The organism is Nocardia grenadensis, from assembly GCF_050942415.1.
Classification (GTDB): Bacteria; Actinomycetota; Actinomycetes; order Mycobacteriales; family Mycobacteriaceae; genus Nocardia; species Nocardia grenadensis.
Genome location: NZ_CP192054.1, coordinates 5013088 through 5033617, shown reverse-complemented (window position 1 = coordinate 5033617; position 20530 = coordinate 5013088). Strand labels below are relative to the sequence as shown.

General features: G+C 66.4%; 19 protein-coding genes. 14 read left to right on the top strand and 5 right to left on the bottom strand.

The genetic code is table 11. From position 1 onward, the window contains the following. Positions 1-17 precede the first annotated feature (17 nt). From ACQPYS_RS23100 to ACQPYS_RS23060, 9 genes are all read left to right on the top strand, one after another. Positions 18-590, top strand: a complete 573-nt coding sequence (locus ACQPYS_RS23100) for an NADPH-dependent FMN reductase (RefSeq protein WP_063042668.1) — start codon at positions 18-20, stop codon at positions 588-590. A 14-nt stretch (positions 591-604) separates the two neighbouring features. Continuing rightward, positions 605-2023, top strand: a complete 1419-nt coding sequence (locus ACQPYS_RS23095; protein WP_433490813.1) for an MFS transporter — start codon at positions 605-607, stop codon at positions 2021-2023. Between the two features lie 40 nt (positions 2024-2063). Next, complete coding sequence (locus tag ACQPYS_RS23090; RefSeq protein WP_433490812.1) at positions 2064-2933, top strand: NAD(P)-dependent oxidoreductase; 870 nt, start codon at positions 2064-2066, stop codon at positions 2931-2933. Beyond that, positions 2930-3781, top strand: a complete 852-nt coding sequence (locus tag ACQPYS_RS23085; RefSeq protein WP_433490811.1) for an arylamine N-acetyltransferase family protein — start codon at positions 2930-2932, stop codon at positions 3779-3781. Before ACQPYS_RS23090 ends, ACQPYS_RS23085 begins: the two co-directional genes overlap by 4 nt. Beyond that, positions 3778-4140, top strand: coding sequence for a hypothetical protein (locus tag ACQPYS_RS23080; protein WP_433490810.1), 363 nt, complete (start codon positions 3778-3780; stop codon positions 4138-4140). Before ACQPYS_RS23085 ends, ACQPYS_RS23080 begins: the two co-directional genes overlap by 4 nt. A gap of 261 nt (positions 4141-4401) precedes the next feature. Beyond that, positions 4402-4797 (top strand): tautomerase family protein, encoded by a 396-nt coding sequence (locus ACQPYS_RS23075; protein WP_431939975.1) that lies wholly within the window; start codon positions 4402-4404, stop codon positions 4795-4797. Positions 4798-5028: 231 nt separating this feature from the next. Then, entirely contained in the window at positions 5029-5571 is a 543-nt protein-coding gene (locus tag ACQPYS_RS23070; protein ID WP_431939974.1) for a helix-turn-helix domain-containing protein, read from the top strand. A gap of 157 nt (positions 5572-5728) precedes the next feature. After that, positions 5729-7108 carry a DoxX family protein gene (locus ACQPYS_RS23065; RefSeq protein WP_431939973.1) on the top strand — a complete coding sequence of 460 codons (1380 nt, stop codon included), beginning with the start codon at positions 5729-5731 and terminating at the stop codon, positions 7106-7108. 283 nt (positions 7109-7391) lie between these two features. Next, the gene (locus ACQPYS_RS23060) at positions 7392-8396 is read left to right on the top strand and encodes a hypothetical protein (protein ID WP_433490809.1); all 1005 of its coding nucleotides are present in this window, start codon (positions 7392-7394) and stop codon (positions 8394-8396) included. Between the two features lie 338 nt (positions 8397-8734). Here ACQPYS_RS23060 and ACQPYS_RS23055 read toward each other — a convergent pair whose 3' ends face one another. The 3 genes from ACQPYS_RS23055 to ACQPYS_RS23045 form a co-directional block, all read right to left on the bottom strand. Further along, positions 8735-9232, bottom strand: coding sequence for a MarR family winged helix-turn-helix transcriptional regulator (locus ACQPYS_RS23055; protein ID WP_433490808.1), 498 nt, complete (start codon positions 9230-9232; stop codon positions 8735-8737). Positions 9233-9805: 573 nt separating this feature from the next. Beyond that, the gene (locus ACQPYS_RS23050) at positions 9806-10507 is read right to left on the bottom strand and encodes a hypothetical protein (protein ID WP_433490807.1); all 702 of its coding nucleotides are present in this window, start codon (positions 10505-10507) and stop codon (positions 9806-9808) included. Positions 10508-10739: 232 nt separating this feature from the next. Beyond that, positions 10740-12014: an FAD-dependent oxidoreductase gene (locus tag ACQPYS_RS23045; RefSeq protein WP_433490806.1), complete on the bottom strand. Its 1275-nt coding sequence runs from the start codon at positions 12012-12014 to the stop codon at positions 10740-10742. Positions 12015-12468: 454 nt separating this feature from the next. Between ACQPYS_RS23045 and ACQPYS_RS23040 the strand changes: the two genes are divergently transcribed. The 3 genes from ACQPYS_RS23040 to ACQPYS_RS23030 all read left to right on the top strand — a co-directional run bounded on the left by ACQPYS_RS23040 (position 12469) and on the right by ACQPYS_RS23030 (position 15385). Then, positions 12469-13029, top strand: a complete 561-nt coding sequence (locus ACQPYS_RS23040; RefSeq protein WP_063042643.1) for a hypothetical protein — start codon at positions 12469-12471, stop codon at positions 13027-13029. Positions 13030-13091: 62 nt separating this feature from the next. Next, positions 13092-14372 (top strand): Dyp-type peroxidase, encoded by a 1281-nt coding sequence (locus tag ACQPYS_RS23035; protein ID WP_433493108.1) that lies wholly within the window; start codon positions 13092-13094, stop codon positions 14370-14372. Beyond that, the gene (locus ACQPYS_RS23030; protein ID WP_431939967.1) at positions 14372-15385 is read left to right on the top strand and encodes a hypothetical protein; all 1014 of its coding nucleotides are present in this window, start codon (positions 14372-14374) and stop codon (positions 15383-15385) included. Before ACQPYS_RS23035 ends, ACQPYS_RS23030 begins: the two co-directional genes overlap by 1 nt. Positions 15386-15503: 118 nt before the next feature. Here the strand turns inward: ACQPYS_RS23030 and ACQPYS_RS23025 are convergent, their stop codons facing one another. Then, entirely contained in the window at positions 15504-16337 is an 834-nt protein-coding gene (locus ACQPYS_RS23025) for a slipin family protein (RefSeq protein WP_431940035.1), read from the bottom strand. Between the two features lie 539 nt (positions 16338-16876). Here ACQPYS_RS23025 and ACQPYS_RS23020 point away from each other — a divergent pair. Beyond that, complete coding sequence (locus ACQPYS_RS23020; protein ID WP_433490805.1) at positions 16877-18670, top strand: AMP-dependent synthetase/ligase; 1794 nt, start codon at positions 16877-16879, stop codon at positions 18668-18670. Positions 18671-18813: 143 nt separating this feature from the next. Here ACQPYS_RS23020 and ACQPYS_RS23015 read toward each other — a convergent pair whose 3' ends face one another. Beyond that, complete coding sequence (locus ACQPYS_RS23015) at positions 18814-19203, bottom strand: ArsR/SmtB family transcription factor (RefSeq protein WP_431939965.1); 390 nt, start codon at positions 19201-19203, stop codon at positions 18814-18816. 59 nt (positions 19204-19262) lie between these two features. Here ACQPYS_RS23015 and ACQPYS_RS23010 point away from each other — a divergent pair, with 59 nt between their 5' ends. Beyond that, positions 19263-20471 carry an MFS transporter gene (locus ACQPYS_RS23010; protein ID WP_433490804.1) on the top strand — a complete coding sequence of 403 codons (1209 nt, stop codon included), beginning with the start codon at positions 19263-19265 and terminating at the stop codon, positions 20469-20471. The last annotated feature ends 59 nt before the right edge of the window (positions 20472-20530 follow it).

Below are 20530 nucleotides of genomic sequence, written 5' to 3'. Positions count from 1 at the left end.
ACCGGAAGGCAGACTCGATGCCCGCATCCGAACTCCTGCGCGTGGCGATCATCATCGGTAGTACCCGTACCCAGCGATTCGGGCCGACGGTCGCCCGCTGGTTCCACGGTCACGCCGTAGAACACGGCGGACTCGACCTCGATCTGATCGATCTCGCCGAGACCCCGCTCCCCGCTGATCTCGACCAGCCCGACGACACGGTCGCGGCCCTGTCGAAACGTCTGGCCGGGGCCGACGCCTTCGTCATCGTCTCGCCCGAATACAACCGCGGCTATCCCGCCGCCCTCAAGACCGCCATCGACTCCTTCGTCGACGAGTGGAAGGCCAAGCCGGTCGCGTTCGTCTGCTACGGCGGCGTCTCCGGGGGTCTGCGCGCCGCCGAACAGTTGCGTCAGGTGTTCGGCGAACTGCACGCCATCGCGATCCGCGACACCGTCAGCTTCCACTCGTGCTGGAACAAGTTCGACGATGCGGGTCGGCCGCTCGACAGCGCCGGTGCGGGCGCGGCCGCCACCGCGCTGCTCAACCAGCTCATCTGGTGGGCCCGCGCGCTGCACGACGCCCGCGCCGCCCGCCCCTATCCGCTGTAGAGGAAGACACCGTCATGAGACGTCCCGCCACCACACTCGCCCTACTCGCCTTCTCCAGCCTGATCACCTCGCTGGACTTCACGATCATCTACGTCGCCCTGCCCGATATCGCCCGTGACGTCGGATTCTCGGGGCATTCCATGCAGTGGGTGGTCAGCGCCTACGCCATCTTCTTCGGCGGTCTGCTGCTACTGGGCGGACGCTCCGCGGACCTGCTCGGCAGGCGACGGATGTTCGTGCTCGGCATGGTGGTGTTCGGTATCGCGTCACTGCTGGGGGGCCTGGCCACCAGCACGATCGCACTGATCGCCGCCCGCGCGATCCAGGGCATCGGCGCGGCCCTGCTGTTCCCCGCGACACTCTCGCTGGTCAACACCATGTTCGAGGAGGGCAGGCAGCGGATCCGCGCACTCGCGGTGTGGGCGATGGCCGGGGCCGGCGGGCTCAGCCTCGGCGCCCTGCTCGGCGGCATTCTGACCAGCGCTTTCGGCTGGCAGGCAGTGTTCTTGATCAATGTGCCGCTGGTCGTGGTCGGCGTGGTGGCGGCGTTCCCGCTGCTGCGTGCGGACGGTCCGCGCGATCGGGGCCGGTTCGACGTGCCCGGCGCGCTCACCGGGACGGTCGGCGTAACACTGCTGGTGTTCACCGTCGCGCAGGGACCGGAATCCGGCTGGACTTCGGCACCTGTACTCGGCGGCGGCGCGCTCGCGGTGGCGCTGCTGGCGGCGTTCCTGGCCATCGAGTCGCGCAGCGACAGCCCGCTGATGCCATTGCGGCTGGCCCGCGCGCTGGGGCCGGTGCTGGCCGTCATCTTCGTTTTCGGCGCGACCATGCAGAACATTGTCTACTTCCTCACCCTGTTCCTGCAGAACGTGTGGAGCTACAGCGCGCTGGTCACCGGGCTGGTGTTCCTGAGCCTTTCGCTGGTCATCGCGGTCGCGAATTTCGTCGCCGAGCGGCTGATCGTGCGGATCGGTATCCGCGCCACGCTGATCGCCGGGCTGCTGTTCGGTGCGCTGGGCGGCGCCCTGCTCGCCGCGGGCATGGTCGCCGACGGTTCCTACCGCACGATCCTGGTCGGAATCCTGGTCTACGGCGCCGGGATGGGCACCGTCTACCCGACCATGTACGCCGCCGCGGGCACCGGTGTCGCGGAACAGGAGCAGGGCACCGCGGGCGGGATGGCCAACACCGCCATGCAGGTCGGCACCGGTGCCGGACTCGCAGTGCTCGTCGGCATCGCGAACGCGGGCACGACAGGGCTCGAGGGCGACACGCTGCGGATGGCGACCGCCGACGGTCTGCGCAGCACGGTCATCGTCGCCTCCGCTCTCATCCTGCTCGGCCTCCTCGCGGCCTGGGCGCTGCCCAATAGGCGCGCGCTGCCGGCCGAGGTCGCCTACGTCACACCTCTTGACCTCAACAAAAGTTGATGTTGCAGGGTCGTTTACCAAGTAACGAGATCGGAGAATCATGACAATCGCACTGCTCGGTTTGGGTGAGATGGGTTCCGCGCTGGCCGCAGCCCTGCTGGCGGCCGGACACCCGCTCACCGTCTGGAACCGGTCCCCCGAGAAGGCCGAGCCGCTGGTGGCCGCGGGTGCCCGGGCGGCGGAGTCGCCGGAAGCGGCGGCCCGTGCGGCCGAGCTGGTGATCGTCAACGTCCAGGACGGCGCGGTGGCCGAGAAGCTACTGCGGGCGGCGGGCGCCGCCTTGGCCGGGCGTACCGTGGTCAACCTGACCGACGGCCCGTCCGAACAGGCCGGGGTCGCAGCGGGTCTGGTGACCGGTCTGGGTGCGGACTACCTGCACGGCCAGATCATGACCATTGCTCCCGCGATCGGCTCGCCGGACGCGGTGATCTTCTTCGGCGGCCCCCGGCCGGTCTTCGACCGGTACGAATCGGTTCTGCGGGCACTCGGTGGCCGCGCGACCCATGTGTCCACCGACCCCGGAGTGCCACTGCTGTACGGAATGGCACTCCACGACATCATGTGGGGCCTGCTGAACGGGTTCCTGCACGCCGCGGCGCTGCTCCGCGACGCCGGAATCCCGATCGGCCGCTACACCGAACAGGCGGAGCCGTCCCTGGCGGCGCTGCCGTCGCTGTTCGGGCTGTTCGCCGGGGAGATCGACCGCGCCGAATTCGCCACCCCGTTCGGCGCCCTCAAACACCACCTGCCCTCCATCGACGATGTGATCGCAGAAAGCGAGGCCCGCGGAATCGATATCGCGCTGCCGACCTACACCAGGCGACTCGTCGCCGACGCCCTGGCCGCCGGCCACGGCGACGACAGCTACTCCCGACTGGTCGAACACTTCGGCCGACCGGGCCGCGCATGAGCACCTGGCACGGTGCGGACCTGGACCTGGACGCGTATCTGGCCCGCATCGGCTACACCGGCGTGCGTGCACCGACCCTGGCGACATTGCGCGACCTGGTCTATCGGCACACCACGACCTTCCCTTTCGAGAACCTCGAGATCATCCTGGGCCGGCCGGTCCGGCTGGACGTGGAGTCCATGCAGGACAAGATGGTTCGACACCGCCGAGGCGGCTACTGCTTCGAGAACTGCGCGTTGTTCGCCGCGGTGCTGGAACGGCTCGGCTTCGGGGTCACCGGCCTGGCCGGACGGATCTTCCTGGGCGCGGACACCCGCCTGCTCCCCGCCACACATGCCCTGCTGCACGTCACCACGACCGATGACGAACGAGGCTGGTTGTGTGATGTCGGTTTCGGCTCCGGACCGCTGGAACCGATCGAACTCACCCCTGTCGACGGCGAACTCACCGCTGGTGCATGGCGATTCACGCTGGAACGCGACACCGATGTGCTGGGCGGCGGCTTGTGGACCCTGCGCCACTTCTCCCGCAACGGCTGGCTCACCCGTCGCACTTTCACGATGAACCCGCAGTACCCGATCGACCAGGCCGTCGGCAACTACTACGTCTCGACGTCCCCGCATTCGCCGTTCACCACTCGCCCCATCGCGCAGCGCCTCCACCCAGAGGCCCACCACATGCTCGACGGTCTCACCCTGCACACCAACTACCCCGACGGTACCGGCGAGACCCGTACGCTGCGATCTTCCGATGTCCCGAGGATCCTCACCGAGATCTTCGATATCGAAACCGACGCCGCGGATGCGGCGAAGCTCGTCAACCACCTCGACACAGGAGAACTTCAATGAAGAAGAACATCGTTTCGGCAGCGCGACTCGCGACCGCCGGTATCTCGGGCCTGGCCTTCGTCGCGATCATCGGTTCCGGCACCGCCCAGGCCGCGCCCCAGGACTGTGTCGTCGAACGTGACCTCTTCGGCGCCTCGGCGATCTGCCGACCCGACGGCGGCAGCAACTACGTCCTACGCGTCGAATGCCTCGGCCTCTACGCCAACGGTCCGTTCCCGCTCTACGCCATGGGCCCGTACCACACCCTCAGCTACCCCTTCGTCCCGTCCGGCGACCGCGTCACCACCGGCTGCACCGGGGCAGGCCCCGGCATCCTCGCGGTGGCCACCAACGCCTATGTAGAGGTCTACCCGCGCTAGCGCACCCTGACCCGAGTCCCGCTGCGCGCGCCGGTGCGTCCGATTACACACCAGCTCGGCGTCGGGCACCGGAATGCGGATGGGGGACTCCGACGACGAAACCCCATCTTCGTGTTTGTCGTGGAACCGGGAGTGACCCCCAAGGCGTGTACAGCCAGCCAGAGATAGGGCGGTTGTCCTTCCTCGGGTTCCATCTCCTGGGCCTTGTGGATCAGGTACTGCAGGCGTGGGCCCGCTCGGTGACAGGCGGTCGGGAGAACCATGCCTGTCTATACCTGCACAACTGTCGAGTCTGCGTTATCCGGCGCGGTGAAAGCGGCCTTGGCTGCGGAGATATCGCGAATCCATTCCGAGATCAACCACGTCCCCAGCACCTACGTCAACGTCGTATTCCCCAGCCTTCCCGCCGACAGCGTCTACACCGACGGTGTCCCGGCCAGCCCTCTGCTGATCAGCGGTTGGGTGCGTAACGGGCATCCCGAAGCGGATACCACCAGACTGGCCACCGAGATCGCCGCCGTGGCTACACGCGTGACCGCTATCCCCACCGACCGAGTGCTGGTGGTCTTCCAGAGCAGCCCTGCGCACTTCGCAGTCGAGGGGGGTCGGGTGTTACCCGAACCCGGCGAAGAGGCGGCCTGGCTCGCGGGAAAATGAGAGCAGGGCAAGCCGGCGAAATCGCCGAGAACGTCCACGCCGAAACGTTCACCTGCCTCGCCCGGTCGAACGCACCCTCGGCCGGGCGAAATACCGCTCGAGTCCGAGTTCATCAGCGGCGACCTCGTCGGTACTCCGCGGCCGGCGCGCCGTAGGACCCTGCCCTGGGGCCGGCACGGGCATTGAGAATTAGGACTATATTCTCGTTATCGATAATGATAACGTCGAGTCATGGGCGCATCATCGGCACGTTGGGCAGACCTCGCGCTGCATCCGGTGCGTATCCGAATACTGACCTCGGTAGCCGGCACCCGCCGAACGGCCTCCGAACTGGCCGGGCTGTTGCCGGATGTGCCGCAGGCCACGCTCTACCGCCATATCGCGACGCTCGCCGGAGCGGGCATGCTGGAGGTGGTCGCCGAGCGCAAGGTCGGCGGTGCGACCGAGCGGGTGTACTCGGTGCCCGAGGGGGGCTTGACCCCGACAGCGGAGAGTTTGGCTTCGGCCACTCCGCAGGAGCACGCACGATACTTCACGGCATTCGTCGGCAGCCTGCTGTCGGAGTTCACCCGCTATCTCGCCAGGGAGTCCATCGATCTGGTGGCGGACGGCGTCGGCTACCAGCAGGTGGCCTTACACCTGGACGACGCGGAATTCGCGCGCTTCGCCCAGGACTTCGCCGAGTTGGTGCAACCTCTGCTCGCGAATAAACCAGGGGGGGGACGAACGCCGCGCTTGCTGGCAACCATCCTGCTCCCACTGACGGAAGGATGACCGTGGCCATGCTGGATCCCACCGGGGGCGGGCCCGCCATATGCCCTGTACCCGGATCGCACCTACTCCTGGACTGCAGTGGTTCGCAGCGACTCCTCGATGAAGTCACTGTCTCGACAGCCGATGCCGACCACCGGGCCATCAAGGTGGCGGGCTCATGAACCACCTCGACCAAACCGTTCCGATCTCCGTACCCGCTCGGACACCCACGACGGCGACCCGACCGGCGCTGCCGGAATCGCCCGCCCCCGCACCACGCCGCTGGAAGCCGTTCACCCGTGTCGTCTTCCGATTCTGCTTCCTGTACTTCGGCCTGTTCTGCCTGGTCTCCCCGGTGATGCTGTTCGAGTTCACCGGATTGTTCGGCGCCTGGTTACCCGACGACGCGGTGTTCTGGCAGGTCCGGTTGACGGAACCGGCGTTGTCATGGGTGGGACACACGCTCTTCGACGTCGATGTGGCCCTGTACTTGAACGGCAGTGGCGATCAGGGTATCTACTGGGTTCAGCTCTTCTGCGTACTGGTGATCGCGCTGGTCGGCACCCTGGTGTGGACGCTGCTCGACCGGCGTGTGGAGTATCGGCGGCTCGCCGGGTGGTTGCTGCTGTTACTGCGCCTGTGTGTCGCCGCGCAGCTGGTGCATTACGGTCTGGCCAAGGTGTTTCCGGCGCAGATGCCCGAACCGGCCCTCACGACATTGCTGACGCCGGTCGGCGACCTCACACCGTTCACACTGCTGTGGAACCAGGTCGGTGCGTCCCCGGCATACGAGATCCTGCTCGGCGCAGCGGAATTGACAGCGGGGCTTTTGCTCTTCATCCCGCGAACCGCGCTGGTGGGGTCGATTCTGGCGGTGGTCAGTATGGCGCAGGTATTCATTCTGAACATGACCTTCGGTGTGCCGGTGAAGATCCTGTCCGGCCACCTGCTGCTCATGGGCCTTGTGCTGCTGGCCCCGGAGGCACGCAGGCTCGCCGAGGCGCTGGTCCTGAACCACACGACGGGGCCATCCACCGCGCCCTACCCTTTCCGGACCACCCGCGCACGACGAATCGCTACCTGGTGCCAGGTCGCGCTCGCTGTCTGGGTGACAGTATCGATCACGTACTTCACCTGGGATATCTGGAAGGCGGTGGGACCGGACCGCCCGAAGCCACCCCTGTACGGCATGTGGTCGGTATCGGAGTTCACCCGCGACGGACAACCGGCCCCGCCCATGCTGACCGACGACACCCAGTGGCGTACTGTCGTATTCGAACATATCGGCCAGATCTCATACCAGCTGATGGACGGCACACTTGTCACGGCACCGGGCATCGTCGACCCTGCCACCCACCGCATCGAAGTCCCCGCCGAAGACAGTGGCGGTACACTCCCGGCCGCGTTGACCTTCGACCAGACCACCCCGGACCAGGCCACGCTGACCGGCCAACTCGGCGGTCACTCGGTGACCATGGTTCTGCACCGTGTGGATCCGGACCAGTTCACCCTGCGTAGCACCGGGTTCCATTGGGTCCAGGAACAACCGGCGCAATGATCGCCGCACACTCCGCGTTGCCCGGCTCTTCGGCCGGCGGCCACGGCCTCCGGTCTTCCGGGACCGCGGAACCAACGCTGATCGCGGCCCGCCGCGCTGACGCAAGCCAGGAGCATGCGCCGACCGCCGGCACCGGCAGCTCGATCCCCATGCACCGTGTGCACCTCGCATATGGTCGTAGGCAGACCACCTCGGCGCATCGGAACCTTATCCCGAGGCGAAGTCGCACTGCTCGAGGCGATGCTCATCGGCTCCCTCGGTAGCTCGAAGGTCCTTGGTCCGGATGAGTGGGGCAGACCATGGTGATTCGCTCGCTCAGCGCGCACCACTGGTCGGCGTCGATGTCCCGGACTACCGCGAGGCGATCGTCGGCGACACGGGTACTGTGGACACCTCCGGTGACGTGGAGATCTGGGCAGAACTCGTCGGAGTCGGGGTGGTGGTGGCGCTCGGGGGCGCCGTCGTGGCCGTAGTTGTGGTGCCGGTCGGTGTTGTCGTCGTACCGGTCGGTGCCGGTGTAGCGGTGCTGGTCGGTGCCGTTGTCGTGGTGGTCGGCGCCGTGGTGGTCGCCGATTCGGAGGTGACGGTGATCGTCGACCGATCTGCCGGCACCGTCACCGTGCTCGGGTCGGCTGTCACCGGGACCGTCGGCGTATCGGTCGGAGTCATGGTGACGGTCACCGTGGATACCGAGGTCGAGGTGGCCGTACCCGGATCCGGCACGCCGACTGTGGCCTGGATCGAAAGGCTCACCGTGGCAGAGAAACTCGCACTCACCGACGCATCGGTCGAGTTTTCGGCCGGGACATCCGGCGTTATGGCTGTCGTCGGCTCCGTCGCAGGGGCCGTGCCGGTACCGGGGTCGGTGGGATCGGGGCTCGACTGGGCGGCTCCGGGATCGGTAGCCGTGTCGGAGCCCGCGATATCGCCCGGTACAGCGATCTCGCTCGGTGCGACGTCGCTCGGTGCGCCCGATATCGTGTTCGGGTTCGTCATGCTGGTCCGGCTTCGGATTGCGCGGTGGTCGAACGCCGCTATGGTGCATTCACCCGAGTCGTTCGCTCGGGCCGGCGGGTCGGAATCCGCCCGCACCATGATCGTTATCCCGATTGCCGCGGTCGCCGATGCGGCCACCACAGCCGCGCGCGATATGTGGCGCCGGAACCGATCGGCCGACGGTCCCGCGGCCTGCCGGCCGCGCCACCGCAGGATCCGCGACCGAGGCGGCTCGGCATCGATTTCCGGCTCTGCCACTCGGTCTTCGCTGTTGTCTTCGGTTTGCATTTGAACTACTGCTTTCTCCCGCGAGATGCGCCGACCGCTGGGAACCGGTGACGCCACTTCGGACGACCCGGCCTGTGGTATCCGTGACGGCACCGCCTGCACCACCCGAAAAATCCCGAGTGTCGGACACCGAATTCCAGTGGTTCGGCCGAGCACCGAAGTGCGGGCAGTACGGTGCCGCCTCGCCGAAAAGACCGAGCGAGGCATCGATGATTCAGGAATTTACCGAAAGGTCAGTGCGCAAGCACTGCGCATTCGGACTTCCACAGCAAAAATACGGGCACTTGATTTCGAAGCGTCTCGGAATTCTATCGACTCGGCAAGCCTTCGTGATCGAGGATTTCAGGGTTTCGAATAGGGAACCACGTTCCGCAGCCGTTGCCGGTGGATTTGTTGCAGTTCGCCCGCACGGATCAGAAAGTCGGCGATTATGTCGAGTTCCGCGGAGTCGTACGAGCTCAGCAGCATCTTGTAGCTCTCGACGATCATGGGTACGACGAGTTCCTGTATGCGATGGGCCGCGAGGTCGGTGGCCATCACGATCACGCGGCGACGATCGGTCGGGTGCAGCGATCGGGCGATGTAGCCCTGCTTCTCCAGCCGGTTGAGCATGATCGTGACGCCGGCAGCGGTGAGGCCGAGCCGTTCGGCCAGCAGTTTGGGCGTCGTAGCCTTCTCCTCCTCGAGCAGGACGATCTCCAGGGCGCGCCGATCGGTCTCGTTCACGCCCAGTACTCTGATCAATTCGCGGACCAGATCCTCGACGGTTCCGTGATAGAACTCCAGGGCCCTTCTGAGCTGGACCGAGATCCGGGCGGGTTCGGTTGTTCTCGGACACATAGGCCTTCCCTCGATCACTCGAAACTTCAAACCGCTCAGCGAAAGTCACCGATCAGGGCGCGCTCGGTCGCCGAGCGTCCGATTTCGTCCGGGGAGTCAGGGAGATCGGTGGACCGGATGAATGCCGCGGGCCGCGGTAGCGCGGCGTGGATCGAGGGCAGTCGGGGAATCACGAGTACAGGCCACGGTTTTCCCTGTGTGCGGTAGGGATCGCCGCCGGGCGTTCGAAGCGGACATGTGGGCTCCTGTCGATCGATCGGCCGGCAGCCCGAACCGCGGCCGGCGACCATCACGAAAGCGGGCACCGCTCCGGCCGTCGAAGCGACCGTTGCTGTGTCGGATATGCACTGTACGACACAGCGACCGATGTGATAGTGCGCATCCGAATATTCGGTCGAAGTAGCTGCCGCTGCACCAAACCCGAAGCAGGGCAATCACTATGAGGGCTGGCTCCCACCGGACCACCTCGGGTGAGACCTGGACCGGGTTGCTGGGACAACCCGGTCCAGTCATGTTCACCACCGGCTACCGGCGCGGGCGCCGGTCATTACGCCGTGGTGTCTGTCCGCCGGCTCAGCTGACAGTCGTGGTGGTGAGGGTCGGGGACGGGTTCGGGTAGCACGAGGTCGCGACATTGCCGACCAATGCGACGTTGGTCGTCATGGTCATGCCGGGACTGGTGTAGCTGGTCCCCGCGTACTTGCTGGTGATCGGTGTTCCGGCGGTGCCGGCGGTGACATTGATGGTCACCGCCGGCGGGGTGAAGCTGGTGCCGCCGGCGATCGGTCCCGGTACGGTCAGCGTGACGTTCCCACCCGATGTGGAGACGGTGCCGGCCACGGTGCCCCCGGAGGCGGTAGCCGAGACCAATGTCGAATTCGCCGGAGTCGGAATGGTCATCTTCAGGTTGCTGATGTTGTTCACGGTGAAGCCGGAAGCCGAACTGGGAACCGACGAGGCACCCGGTGTGATGGTGATGGCCACCGCGGAACCGGACGCCGCCGAGCCCGGTGCGGTGCCGGTGACCGATGTGGTCATGTTCGAGGTTTGGCCGATACCGAGGATCGTGCCCCGGCAGTTCCAGTTCACGCTGACGGGGTCGGCATTTGCCGGTGCCGCCGAACAAAAGAGGGCAGCGACGGCTACCGGAGCAAGAATACCGGCACGAAGCAGGGACGAGGTCGATCTCATGGCTATCTCCAGAAATGTTGAGCAACGGTGCGACCGGATGTCGAACCCTCCGAAAAGGGTTTTTAAAATATAACCTGTTCTCATCTATCTGTGGTCGAAATCATCGATCTAGACGTGCCGAAAAGAACCTTTCCGGAATTAACTATCCATTTTTAATAGTTAATTACGGAAAGGTTTTCGAGGCGGGTCGACGTTTTCTTTGCCGCCTATCGGCCTGTCCATCGCGGAATGGACAGGCCCGCAATTCGCTGGAATACATGCCCCGACCTGAGACTATATCCACTGCTGCCGGTACCCAGCTTTCATACGGTTACCGTCATGCGTCGGATGCCGGTTCCTCCGGCTCGGCGACAGCCCCGGCGGGCGGGCGGCGCGCGAAATCCGGTGCGTGTTCGGGGAGGACGCCGCGGCCGAGGAGATACGGGGGAATGCTGCGCACCAGCGGAATCCGGCGCAGTAATCGCAGGGTCCGGGGTGTGCTCGGGGCGCCGGCGATCTCGACCCGGCCCGTGAGAGCCGGCACGATCAGGCGGGCGTGCAGCACCCGCTGTACCGCCTGGATCACCGCGGTCGGGACGGTACGGCGGCGCTGTACTCGGGCCAGATCGCGGGTCGTCGTGGTTCCCGCGAGCAGCGGTGCGGCCAATATCCTGGCGGCGGCGACGGCGTCCTGGATGGCGAGATTGATGCCGACACCCCCGACCGGGGACATCGCGTGCGCCGCGTCGCCGATACAAAGCAGTCCGTCGACGTACCAGGTGCTCAGCCGATCCAGTCGGACATCGAGTAACTTCACCTCGTCCCAACTGGTCAGGGCGTCGCGCCGGTCGTTCAGCCAGGGCGCGGCGTCGGCCATGCTGCGCATGATGTCCCGGACCGAGCCACGTCGGGCTTCCGCGTCGGCACCCTTGGCGATGAGTGTGGCGCATTGCCAGTAGTCACCACGGTCGAGCATGACGGCGGCGCGGCGGGCGGTGACGACGGGGAGCGCTCCGGCGGGGTCGGTAGCGGTGCGCGGGAGACGGAACCACCACACGTCCATCGGTGTAGGCCAGCTCCGCGCCGGCAGTCCGGTCGAGGCCCGGAGTGCGGAAGCGCGACCGTCGCAGGCCACTGTGAGGTCGGCGTGGATCGCGCCGGTCGCGCCGGTGGCCGTCCGGTACGCGCAACCGATGACCTTGCCCTCGGCCCGAAGCAGTTCGGTCGCTTCGGTACTCATCCGCAGATGAAAGGTCGGTTCCGGCGCTGCGGTGCGGGCCAGCAGGTCCAATAGATCCCACTGCGGCACCATCGCGACATACTTGTGCGGGCCGGGCAGCTGCTCGAACGTCGCGAGCAGCTGCGTACCGCCCGCGATCGGTAGCACTATCCGGCGCAACTCCCGGGCGCCCAGTTTCCCGAACTCGGCACCGAGGCCCAGCTCGTCGAGCAGGTCGAGGGTGGTGGGGTGCACGGTGTCGCCGCGGAAATCGCGGAGGAAGTCCTTGTGTTTCTCCAGTACGGTGACCTCGACCCCGGCCCGGGCGAGCAGCAGGCCCAGCATCAGCCCCGCCGGTCCGCCGCCGGCCACCAAGCAGGTTGTCCGTTCCACGAGAAGTCTCCTTCGATCGCCGCGCGGTCCGGAGGTGTTCCTGAAATGCTAATCGGTCGGGCGACGACCCCGGCCCGGCCGTTCGGGCCGGATCATGGTTCGACCGCTGTCCCGGGGTCGGCGATACGGCTCGGGGGCGGTCCGGTGGTGGCTGCCACGCGTCCAGGCGGTGGATACCCGGGATGGCTAGTCGTCACAGTGCGAGCTCGCGGCCGCGGTCGCGGCGACGACGGCCGCAAGGCGGTGTCGCGCTGGACCGTAATGCTCCGGGAGCGTATACGCCGCCGGGGTGCCAGGGGACGGGATCGGGGGGTGCCGAGTGGCAATTTCACAGTTATTCTGAATCCGGCGGATGTTCCCCGAGGGTCCCGACGTCGGGGGTTGCGGCATTCCGGGTTCCACCGCGTGTTTGTCGGTTTTCGATGTTCGGTCAACTCCTGTCCGGGAGGGCGATATGCCAGCGAACGATCAGGAATGGAGCGAACCCGCGGCGATGGCCATCCCCCGGGAGGGCTACTTCGAGCTGGAGCGGGGTCGCTACGGTCCGACCTACCCGCGGACCCCCGCCTGTTACGGGTTCTCGATCATCGCGAAGGTCAAACCGGGCCGAGAAGAGGCGATACGCGCGTACGGGAAGCAGATCGAAGACGCCGTGGCAGGTAGTCCGAATGTGCTCGCGCCGCTGCGGCTCCACTATCTGCGATGGCAGTTGTTCGACGTCGGCTCCGGGTTGCACTTTCAATACCAGGGGATCTTCGATACCGACTTCGACAAGTACACCGAGGATGCCGTGGCCCTCTTCGGAAAGACCGGCATCACCACCGTGTTCACTAACCTCGAAGGGTTTCCCGAGGATTGGCGGGAGAATCCCGAGGCATTCGCTCGGTTCGTCCGCGAGCACCACGTCCCGAGTTTCCTCGAATACGGCGAGTACCCCTACGTCACCGCCGAGCGGATCAAGAAGGCGCTGCGGCTCGAGGCCGCGTTCTCCGATATGCTCGATCAGATGCAGTGATCGCCGTGCCGACCCTTGAGCTGGACGATATCCAGCACATCCTGCTGACCCGTACCCCGGCGATGACCGGCCGCTACGAGTTCCTGTCCTTCGACGATCCCGCCGGCGGCCGGGCCTGGCTGACCGCGCTGGTGGACCGGGTTCAGTCGGCTGCCGACGCACGCGCCACGATGGATAGCTCCGAGCGCTGGATCACGCTGGCCTTCACCTGGCGCGGGTTGGGGGCGCTGGGAGTGCCGGAGGAGGCGCTCGCCACCTTCCCGAACGAGTTCCGTGAGGGTATGCCCGCCCGCGCCGACATCCTGGGCGATACGGGGGCCGGCCACCCGGACAACTGGGTGGGTGGGCTGGCCGGTGACGACCTGCACGCCATCGCGATCTTGTTCGCCCGCACCGCCGACGAACACCGGCGATGCACGGCGGAGCACGACCGGTTGGTGGCCCGCTGCCCCGGTGTGCGTGTGCTGTCGTACCTGGATCTGAACGCGACGCCACCGTTCGACTATGCCCACGACCATTTCGGATTCCGTGACCGGTTGTCCCAGCCGGTGATGAAAGGATCCGGCGAAGAACCGACACCGGGGTCCGGTGCACCGCTCGAACCCGGTGAGTTCATCCTCGGGTACCCCGACGAGGCGGGGCCGCCCCGCGGACTGCCACAGCCGGAGGTGCTGTCCCGCAACGGCAGCTATATGGCCTACCGGCGGTTGCGGGAGCATGTCGGCGCGTTCCGGAACTATCTGCGCGAGCACGCCGATACCCCGGACGGGCAGGAGTTGCTCGCCGCGAAACTCATGGGCCGCTGGCGAAGCGGCGCACCCTTGGCCCTGGCCCCCGAACGCGATGATCCACAGCTGGGGGCGGATCCGCTGCGGAACAACGACTTCGACTACGCGGAGACCGACCCGCACGGCTACGCCGTGCCACTGGGCGCGCACGTGCGGCGGCTCAATCCGCGCGGCACCGCAGCGAATATGAACCGGCACAGGATGATTCGTCGTGGCGCCACCTACGGTCCGGCGCTGCCCGAAGACGCATCCGAGGACGGGGCGGATCGAGGCATCGCCGCGTTCATCATCTGCGCCAGCCTGGTTCGCCAGTTCGAGTTCGCGCAGAACGTCTGGATCAACGATAAGACTTTCCATGAATTGGGTAATGAACGCGACCCCATCTGTGGCGCGCAGGACGGCAGTCTGCAGTTCACGATCCCCGAGCGGCCCATCCGCAAGGTGCTCGCGAACCTGCCGGCCTTCACGACTCTCCGCGGCGGCGCGTACTTCTTCCTGCCGGGTATCGGAGCCCTCCGGTATCTGGCCTCCCTGGACAGTGGAGAGGTGACATGATGAGCACCCCGTCGCCGGCCCGCACCTACAACCAGACCCACGTTCCGCGCAGGCACGACGGACGCCGGCGGATAAGCATTTATTGGGCGTGGAGTTACCCGTGGGAAGCCCAACGTGATCCCGCCGAAATCTACAACCGCTTCTCCACCATGACCGAAGTGCGCAACGCGGCGTGGCCGGGTTACGAGACCCCCGCCTTCGACGCGGCGCACTTCCTGCAGGGTATTGCCGGCACGCTGGAGCTCTTCCACCGCTCCACGCTGGCGTTCCAGCGGTTGGCCGGTGCGGTGACCGGTCATCCCGTCGCCGTGTTCCAGCGCATCGACCAGGCCGGATACATACTGCCGATCGATGAGCGGATCCTGGCCGACACGGACACGCTGATGGTGTTCGGGCTCGACCACCTGCTCGCCCAGCAGGAAGCCGCACCCGAGGAGAGCGCCGCGGTCCGGGAGTGGCTGGAGCGTGACGGTACGTGCCTGCTGTTGGCGCCGCACCACGACGTCGGCTTCACCGACGACTATGCACAGCGGCAAACGGAATACGAGCATCACGGCGACCCGCTGGTACCCCGGCAGCAGCGATTCGGCCGGTACACGCGTTCGCTGATGAAAGCCCTGGAAGTACCGGTGCACAACATATGGGGTCTGCGCCCGGCGGTCATCGACGGTACCCGGGAGATCGCCCCGCTGACCGCCTTTCGCGATCTGGATACACCTCGGCTGCTGGACGATGTCACCACCTTGAACTTCCACCCCCATCTCCCGCATTACGAACTCACTGCGCCGGAGAGCGATTCGTTACGGGTCCTGGGTCGCCAGCGCGTCGACCCGGCGCGGCCGCACCCGTTCACCGCGGCCGGTAACACGGAGTTCAACGCGCTGATCTGGATGCCGCCGGCCGGCCGGCGGGCGGGCGATATCGTCCTCATCGACTCCACCAACTTCACCACCCTGTTCGGCGGCACCGACAGTCTCGAGAACCTCTGGCGCAATCTCGCGACCATGAAATGACCGAGGCCCGGCAGGCGGGGCCGAGCGCAAGAAGAAGGACGTGATCTACTCTCGGGCGGCCGTCGACGACACCTTCGACGCTCGCGCCGCGGTGGCGTCGGCGAGACGTCCGGCAGGGTCAGTCCGGCGGTGTACGCGTCTTGACGGTGGTGCTCGATGTCCCGGTGTGTATCGGTGTCGCGTGCGGCGGGGTCGTCGGCAGTGTCCGGGCGACGGGATTAACCGTCTCGGAGGCGGCGGTCTCGCGCGCGAAGAAGGCGCCGATATCGCCGATCGCGCTCATCAACGGGGCCGGGAACACGACGGTGGTGTTCTTGTCGACGCCCAGTTCCAGGAGGGTCTGCAGGTTGCGGAGCTGGAGGGCGAGCGGGTGGGCCACCATGGTGTCGGATGCGTCGCCCAGGGCCGCGGCGGCCATGGATTCGCCCTCGGCGGCGATGATCTTGGCTCGCTTCTCCCGTTCGGCTTCGGCCTGGCGGGCCATGGCCCGTTTCATGGCTTCCGGCAGTTGGATATCTTTCAGCTCGACCAGGGTCACCTCGACACCCCACTCCAGCGTGGTGGTGTCGAGGATCTGCCGGATATCGGCGTTGATGGTGTCGGTCTCGGCGAGTGCCTGGTCGAGGGTGTGCTGCCCGACGACCTTGCGGAGCGTGGTCTGGGCGATCTGATCTATGGCGGCGTGCACGTTCTCGATGGCCACGACCGACTTCTCGGCGTCGATGACGCGGAAGTAGGCGACGGCGGAGATGTCGACGCTGACATTGTCGCGGGTGATGATGCCCTGGGACTGGATCGGCATGGTGATGATCCGCATCGATACCTCACGCAGTCGGTCGACGACCGGGATGATGATCCGCAACCCGGGTTCTCTGACTGCGATCACGCGTCCGAGGCGGAACAACACTCCTTTTTCGTACTGGGTCACCACCCGGACCGACAGCCACAGCATGATCAGTGTCACGACCACCACGGCGCCGACAATCACGAGTACGTTCACGTTTTCTCCTAACCGTCTCGAAAGGGGCTCCGAGGGCGGGCGGTCGACGGCATTGCCGGCGCATTGCGCGGCGTGATCGCGATCGTCGGCTCGACACGTACAGACGCGATGGCCTTCGCCCACCTGATCCAGGATGCGGCCTCGTGCCCGGAGCTCACAGGGCCGAAGGCCATCGTCGGTCGAGTACTTCGCCGCCGGGGCGAAGAAACCGGGCATGCTGTCCGGGTCCGAACAACCGAATCCCGCGTTCGGGGCGGTCCAGGGCTCCGACGGTGGGCGGCGATATCGCCCGCGACCGGTGGTTTCGTGCCGAGATCGGTCGCGAGGCCGGGAGGTTCCGCATCGTCCGCGACAGAGGACTTTGGTCCTCGCGCAGACTGCCGATAACCGTATCCGCGCCGGTGCGGTGCGGTTCATACTCGGCTGAGCGCCGCGTGCTCAGGTGGAGCGCATTGTGTGCCTTCCGGCAGCGTCGCCGGAGAGGAGCGATCATGCAGGAGTTCGGACTGCCACCTCTGTATCAGGTCCACCCCGACGCGAACCTCACCGATCCGATCGACCGCAACGCCGAGCGATACCCGGATATCGCGGTGGTCAGCCGCAAGGTGGACGGCCGCTGGCGCGATATTACCGCTGCCCAGTTCCGTACCGAGGTGTTGGCGACGGCGAAGGGGCTGATCGCACACGGCATTCAGGCGGGGGATCGGGTGGCCGTCATGTCCCGCACCCGCTACGAGTGGACGTTGCTGGACTTCGCGATCTGGTGTGCCGGCGCGATCACCGTACCGGTCTACGAGACGTCCTCCGCCGAACAGGTGGAGTGGATAGTCTCCGACTCCGGAACGGTCGCCATCGTCACCGAAACCGACCACCACACGGCCGTGGTCGCCGGCCTGCGTGATCAGCTGCCGAAATTGACGCATATTTGGCAGATCGATGCCGGCGCCGTCGCGACCTTGCAGGCGGCGGGGGCCGGGATCGGCGATTCTGTCGTGGCCGCTCGCCGGGCGGCCCTGACGGCCGATCAACCGGCGACGATCGTCTACACCTCCGGCACCACCGGCCGGCCGAAGGGGTGCCTGCTGACCCACGGTAACTTCCTGGCCGAGCTGGGCAATATCACCGCTCGGCTGCCGGAACTGTTCCGCACCGGCGAGTCCTCGGTCCTGTTGTTCCTGCCCTTGGCGCATGTGCTCGGCCGGATCGCCGAGATCGCGGCGGCGTTCGTTCCGGTGGATATCGCCCACGTCGGCGATATCAAGGACGTCACCGCGGAGCTCGGGGAATTCCGGCCGACGCTGATCCTGGGTGTGCCTCGCGTTTTCGAGAAGGTGTACAACACCGCCCGGGCGCAAGCCCAGCTGACCGGCCGGGTCCGGATCTTCGATCTCGCGGCCACGACGGCGATCGCCTACAGCCGTGCCCGCGACAGCGGCCGGGTCCCGATCCCGCTCCGAATCGGGCATGCGTTGTTCGACCGCCTGGTCTACCGCCGGCTACGCGCCGCGCTCGGGGGACGCGCCACGCACGCTCTGTCCGGCGGCGCCCCGCTCGGCGAACGGCTCGGCCACTTCTACCGCGGGGTCGGATTCACCGTCTTGGAGGGCTACGGCCTCACCGAGACCTGCGGAGCCGCCACCTTCAACCCGGACGACCGGCCGAAGATCGGTACGGTCGGCCGGCCGCTACCCGGCTCCTCGGTTCGTATCGACGACGACGGGGAGATTCTGCTGCGTGGCCCGAATGTGTTCACCGGGTACTGGAACAACCCCCAGGCCACCGCCGACACGTTCCGGGACGGCTGGTTCGCCACGGGCGATCTCGGCACCCTCGACCAGGACGGATACCTGACCGTCATCGGACGCAAGAAGGAGATCATCGTTACCACCGCCGGCAAGAACGTCGCTCCCGCGGTCATCGAAGACCGCATCCGCGCACACGCTCTCATCGGCGAGGTGATCGTTGTCGGCGACCACAGACCGTTCGTCGGTTGCCTGGTGACCATCGACGGCGAGCATTTCCCCACCTGGAAACAGCTCAACGGCAAACCCGCCGAGGCCACTGTCGCCGATCTCGCCGCCGACCCCGATCTGCTCGCCGCGATCCAGGCCGCCGTCGACGACGGCAACCGAGCTGTCTCCCGGGCCGAGGCCGTCCGTAAATTCCGCATGCTGCCCACCGAGCTCACCGAGGCCAACGGTTATGTCACCCCCTCCTTGAAACTCAAGCGCAATATCGTACTTCGCGAGTTCGCGACGGAGGTCGACGCGATGTACAGCGGATGAGGGTTGTGCCAGTGAATTCCGACATCGTTGAACGCCGAAGTCTGCCGTCGCACAGAGCCTGTCAGGCGTGACCGTGACGACGAGAATGACGTCACTGCGCGCGTTCGTTTCCTCACGCCGTCGGTGCCTGTGGTTGATGTCGGTCAGCCGGCCAGTCGGCAGGTAGGTTCGCCGGTCCGTGTTTCGGATTTGAGTTTCACCGGCACGATCCCGCCCGGTGTGTGTGCCATCAGGGTCAGTGTGGTGTCGAGAAGGCCGGGGAATGCCTGGTCGACATCGGTGGTCCGTAGGTGCACGAAGCAGCGTGTGCCTTCTTTGCGTGTGCGGGTCAGTCCCGCCGAACGCAGCACTTTCAGGTGGTAGCTCAGAGTCGACGGCGCCACCGGGACGTCGAGTTGCCCCCATGCGACTTCGTGGCCGTCGCTGAGCAACCGGATCAGCCCAAGGCGCACGGGATCGGCCAGTGCGTGCATGACTTCGGCGAGTTCGACCTCGGCGAGATCACGGTAATCCGGGGGCGTTGTTCGTACCACACCACTGATGCTACCTTCACCGTCATTCGATGATCGACGAACAACGAACGAAGGCTGTTATGAGTACCTCACCTGCACGATCACTACCGGCGTGGCTGATCCTGCTCTTCGTCGCCATGCTCGCCCTCGGGACCGACGAGTTCGTGATCTCGGGCATCCTGCCCGCGGTCGCGGACGACCTCGAGGTGACCGCCGGTCAGGCGGGCCACCTGGTCACCGCATTCGCGCTGGCCTTCTGTCTTGGTTCACCGGTCCTGGCGGTCATCACCGATCGGGTCGATAAGAAACGCATCCTGATCTGGGGGTTGATGATCTTCGCGCTGGCCAACGCATTCATGGTCGTCGTCGATATCTTCTGGCTCGCGCTGGCGCTGCGCGTCGCCGCGGGGCTCGCCGCTGCGGCAGCCTCTCCCACCGCGATGGCTATCGCCGGTGGTGCGGCGCCCGACGGTCAGCAAGGCCGCTACCTCGCGGTGGCGACCTCCGGGCTGACCGTGGCCTTGTTCACCGGGGTTCCCGCCGGAGCGTTGATCGGTGACCTGTACTCCTGGCGCGCTACCTTCGGCCTGATCGCGGTCGTTGCCGCACTGGCCGCCGTGGCTGTGGGCGCTTTCGCTCCCTCGGTCGCCGGTGGGGGCCGGGTCGGATTGGCCGCGCGGTTGACCCCGGTTTCCAACCCCCACATCATGGCTCTGGTCGGTGCGATGTTCCTGTGCGGCACCGGTGGCCTGATGTTCTACAACTACCTCGGAGCTGTGTTCGAGACCAAACTCGACGGCACCTCGGGCCAGGTCACTGCCGCGCTGCTCCTCGTCGGAATCGTCGGCGTGGCCGCCGTATTCTTCGGCGGCGCACTCACCGACAAGACGAATCCACGCACCGCCCGCGCGGTCATCGTCGGCGGGCACGCCGTCGCACTGCTGGCACTCGCGGCTCTACTCACCGCCACCACCACTGTCACCCCGGCGCTGTTCGTCGCGATCGGAATCTGGTCGATCTTCGCCTGGGCGCTCAGCCCCGCCATCCAGGCCGGGATCATGGCCGTTGACCCCCAGCAGGCCATGCTCGCCCTCGCGCTGGCAATCAGCGGGCTCTACGGTGGCAGCGCCCTCGGTGCGGCTATCGGCGGCTACCTCGTCGACAACCATTCCGCATCGGCGATCCCCCTTGTCGGCGCGGCAGTCGTGGCACTCGCATGGCTACTCACCTTGCCGGCTCGCCGGGACGCAGGCACTACCACCGGCCCCGATATGGCCCTGCGCCGCTGAGTTCGCCGGTTGCGCGGCCCGACCCTCGATGCCGATCGGCGGTCGGTGTCCGGCATACC